At 69.0% G+C, this 4,133-nt stretch carries 4 protein-coding genes and 1 pseudogene; 3 read left to right on the top strand and 2 right to left on the bottom strand.

Going from position 1 to position 4,133, the window contains the following annotated elements; genetic code table 11:
* Both ACEN88_RS25850 and ACEN88_RS25855 read left to right on the top strand, forming a co-directional pair.
* On the top strand, positions 1 to 319 hold a 319-nt coding region (locus ACEN88_RS25850; RefSeq protein WP_413344273.1), incomplete at its 5' end, for a winged helix-turn-helix domain-containing protein.
* A complete protein-coding gene (locus ACEN88_RS25855; RefSeq protein ID WP_413344275.1) occupies positions 303 to 1,655 on the top strand; it encodes an ATP-binding protein in 1,353 nt (450 codons plus the stop codon). The genes ACEN88_RS25850 and ACEN88_RS25855, both read left to right, overlap by 17 nt.
* Here ACEN88_RS25855 and ACEN88_RS25860 read toward each other — a convergent pair.
* Both ACEN88_RS25860 and ACEN88_RS25865 read right to left on the bottom strand, forming a co-directional pair.
* Positions 1,639 to 1,848: a DUF4287 domain-containing protein gene (locus tag ACEN88_RS25860; protein ID WP_413344277.1), complete on the bottom strand. Its 210-nt coding sequence runs from the start codon at positions 1,846 to 1,848 to the stop codon at positions 1,639 to 1,641. The two genes, ACEN88_RS25855 and ACEN88_RS25860, sit on opposite strands and share 17 nt — an antisense overlap.
* Before the next feature lie 81 nt (positions 1,849 to 1,929).
* The gene (locus ACEN88_RS25865) at positions 1,930 to 2,823 is read right to left on the bottom strand and encodes a hypothetical protein (protein ID WP_413344279.1); all 894 of its coding nucleotides are present in this window, start codon (positions 2,821 to 2,823) and stop codon (positions 1,930 to 1,932) included.
* Between the two features lie 153 nt (positions 2,824 to 2,976).
* On the opposite strand from ACEN88_RS25865, the pseudogene ACEN88_RS25870 reads away from it, so the two are divergent.
* A pseudogene (locus ACEN88_RS25870) lies at positions 2,977 to 4,056 on the top strand (ClcB-like voltage-gated chloride channel protein); the annotation flags it as partial.
* Between the last annotated feature and the right edge of the window lie 77 nt (positions 4,057 to 4,133).

Genomic DNA, 4,133 nt, shown 5'->3' on the forward strand with positions numbered 1-4,133 from the left:
GAAGCACGTGGCCGGCCGCGCGCAGGCCGACGCGCTGTGGCAGGTCGGCGACCTCGCCATCGACGCACGCAGCATGAGCGCCACCTGCCGCGGCGCGCCCGTGAACCTGTCGCGGACGGAGTTCGCGCTGCTGCACGCGCTCGTGCGCAACCCGGACCGCATCGTCACGCGCGCGGAACTCGAACAGGGCGTGCTGCCCTACAGCGAGGGCCAGACGCTGGACGTGCATATCTCGAACCTGCGCAAGAAGATCGGCGACGGCTACATCCGCACCGTGCGCGGTGTCGGCTACATGGTGCGCCATGACGGCGACCGCTAGCATGTCGCCGCCGAAGTCGCTGCTGCGTCGCCTCCTGATCGGCTTCATGCTCGTCATGCTCGCCATCTGGCTGGCGGCGCTGGCCCATATCGTGAAGCAGGTGAAGGTCGACAAAGTGCGCCAGACGGCGGCCGTCAACCGGGCCTGGACGCGCCAAATCATGCTCAACATGCAGTCGCTGCCACCCGACCCGGCGGCGCTGGCGCGCATCGGCCAGCGCATCGAAGACCTGCGCCTGGACATGTTCCGCGAGTTCGGCTACCCGACGCAGGCGCGCATCCGCGTCTGGCTGGGACGGCAGCTCGCGTACGATTCGGCGCCGGGCGCGCCGCTGGACGACGGGTGGGCGCTCTGGACCGAACGCGACGCCACACGCGGCATCACGGTGGAGCGACGCGAAAAGCCCGACAGCGACTGGGTATTCACCCCGTCGGCCGCCAATTACCTGCTCTCGCCGCTGGTCTACAGCCTGCCGTTCATGCTGCTGCCGGCATGGCTCATCGTGCGCGTGGGCCTGCGCCCGCTGCGCGAGGTGGCGCAGGCCCTCGAGGCGCGCGGTGCCGCCGAGCTGGCGCCGCTGCCCGCGTCGCCCTATCGCGAACTGGCCCCGGTCGTGGATGCGGTGAACCGCCTGATGCGGCGCCTGTCCGAACGGCTCGCGCGCGAACAAGAACTCCTCGCCGACGCCGCGCACGAGCTCAAGACGCCGCTGTCGGTCGTGCAGCTCAATGCCCACCTGCTGGAAGCGTCCACGGACGCGGCCCAGAAGACCGAAGCCGGTGCCGGCCTGCGCGAAGGGGTCGCACGCGCCACGCACGCGGTGCACCAGCTGCTCGCCTTCGAACGGGCGCGCCAGGAATCGACGGACGCGCCGCTGCAGGACCTGGACCTGGCCGCGCTGCTGCGCGAACGCATCGCCGTGGCCGCGCCGCTGGCGCTGCAGCGCGGCGTCGACATCGAATTGCACGCGCCCGCTCCGATCACCCTGCCGCTGCACCGCGAAAGCATGGCCGCCCTGCTCGACAACGTGGTCGGCAACGCGATCAAGTATTCACCGGACGGCGCGCGCGTGGACGTGTGCCTCGACGCCGGCCCCTGCATCACGGTGTCGGACCAGGGTCCCGGCATCCCGCCCACGCTGCGCGCGCGGGTGTTCGAACGCTTCTACCGCGTGCCGGGTCAGGACCAGGCGGGCAGCGGCCTGGGTCTCGCGATCGCGGAACGGGCCGCGGCCCGCAACGGCGCCCGCATCACGCTCGACGGCCGCCCCGATGGGCGCGGACTGGCCGTGCGCATCGCGTTCGGCGACGCCGGCTGCGCTACGCCTTCGCCATGAATGCCGCGACCAGCGCGTTGGCGTGACCGTGGCCCAGCTGGTGGTCGTTCTTGAGGTGGGCGACCAGCTCCATGTGCTTGCGCGGACCCGCCTGTTCCAGGACCTGCATCCAGTGCGCGATCGGCTTGCCGTACTTCTTTTCGATGGAGGGGAAGTACGAGGCGGGGCCTTTTACGGTGTCTTGCGTTGTCATGTCGGTTCCTTGCGGTCGTTGTCGAGTCGAGTCTGCTTCTCGACGACGAACGAGGATACGGCATTTCGACACCCGGCCGCGCTATGGCCGGCCGCGACGCGAAATCCGCAGAATGCGGTTCGCATAGTAGTCGGACACATACAGGGCGCCGTCCGGACCGAATACGAAGCCAGTCCCGCTCGACGGGCCGGGCACGAAGCCAGTCCCGATCGTCATCGCCTTTCCTCCAGGCGTGAAGCGTAGCAGCGTGGTGCCGCTCAGGACGTACAGCGGCCCCGGCATCGCGGCGCCCGCGATGCCGGGAAAGGCGAGATAGGTGTCCAGCCCGGCCAGGCCGGTGGCGAAAGCATCGTCCACGAGACGGCCATCCGGGCCGTAGATCCGGATCGTACCGTCGGCGAGCGCAACGAAGATCCGGTTGCGCGTATCGATGGCGATGCTGCCGGGACGTGTCGGCGTCTCGAACAGGACGGTCGGCGGGGCTCCGGTAGTGCTCAACACGCGTGGCCGGTCGTCCGAAAAAACCAGGCGCCGGTGACGGTCGAACTTCATGTCGTCGACATCGTCGAAGCCGGTGTCGAAGAGGACCGATGACGTCTCGTCGGCATGGATCGCCGCGAGGACGCCGCCACCGCCGACGAAGACCGCAAACTTGTGCCCGCCGATGTGCGTGGCGGCGTCGACGAGCACGGCGTCCGGATCGGTCATTGGCGGACCGAACTCCGTCACCGGCTGCCCGCCGGGTCCGACACGATGGATGCGCAGTCCCGGCTGGCGCCCGACATACAGTGAGCCGTCCGGTGCGAACGACAGTTTCATGGGCTCGGGAACATGGGCATACACCGTGACACGGTACGGGGCGGATACGCTCGGCAACGGGGGCTCACGGCCCCATGCATGGCCGGACGCCGCCATGATGATGACGGCAACGAGGATGAGCAGCGGACGGACCAGCCGGAGCAGTGGATACGGCATGAGAACCTCCGGGTCGGAATGCGCACACGGCGCTGAAGCGATCCTAAGTCGTACCGTCGGCGTCGGGTTGACATCCCTCAAATGCAGATCGCATAACGCAGCGCGCATGCTATAGTTGCCGACCTGGTCCGCGCCGGGCTCCGCCCCCTCGTCATGAATGCTCCTTTGCCCGATCGCCTGCGCACGCGGCTCTCGCTGCTGCTGCGCGCCAATGCCATCCTGCTGTGGGCGGCGCTCGTCGGCTTCGTCGGCGCGCTGGCGACGCTCCTCTTCCGCGACGGTCTCACGCTGCTGCAGGCGCTGCTGTTCGGCCGCAGCGGCTCGTTCGTCGACATCGCGACCGCACTGCCCTGGCAGGCACGCCTGCTGATGCCAAGCGCGGGCGGCCTGCTGGCCGGCTGCGTGCTGGTGCTGGCGCGCCGCCATGCCGGCGGTGCGCGTGCGGACTACATGGAAGTGGTGGCCGTCGGCGACGGCAAGGTGCCGGTGCAGCTTACGCTCGTGAACAGCGTATCGTCGCTGCTGTCGATCGCGTCGGGCGGCTCGATCGGCCGCGAAGGCTCGATGATCCAGCTGGCGGCGATGAGCGCGTCCGTCGTCGGCCGCATCGCCCGTTTCAATACGGAGCGTCTGCGCCTGCTCGTGGCGTGCGGCGCGGCGGCGGGCATCGCCGCGGCCTACAACGCGCCCATCGCCAGCGCGTTCTTCGTCACCGAGATCATCCTGGGGGCCATCACCATGAACAGCCTCGGGCCGATCATGGTCGCCGCCGTCGTCGCCAACATCACCATGCGCCGCCTGCCCGGCTATCATCCGACGTACGAGATGCCCGCGTTCGCGCCCATCGCCAACCTGGAGGTCGTGTGGTTCGTCGCGCTGGGCGTGCTCGCGGGGCTGATCGCGCCGGCCTTCCTGGTCGCGTTGCAGCGCACGCGCGGCATGTTCGCCAACAGCGGCCTGCCGCTGCCGCTGCGCCTCGCGCTCGGCGGCCTGGGCGTGGGCGCCATCTCCATCTGGGTGCCGCAGGTCTGGGGCAACGGCTACAGCGTCGTGAACGCGCTGCTGCACCAGTCCTGGCTATGGCAGGCCGTTCTCGTGGTCCTCGTCTGCAAGATCGCGGCGACGCTGCTCACCAGCGGATCCGGCGCCATCGGCGGCATCTTCACGCCCACGCTGTTCGTCGGCGCGGCCGTCGGCCATTTGTTCGCGCTGGTGCCGCAGGCGTTGACGCCGGAAACCAGTATCTTAAACACATATCCCAGCCCACGAGACGGAGCTACAACGACTTAGGCGGGGTGGGCGGTAAAAAA

It is taken from the genome of Massilia sp. CT11-108 (assembly GCF_047302915.1).
Classification (GTDB): domain Bacteria; phylum Pseudomonadota; class Gammaproteobacteria; order Burkholderiales; family Burkholderiaceae_D; genus Telluria; species Telluria orientalis.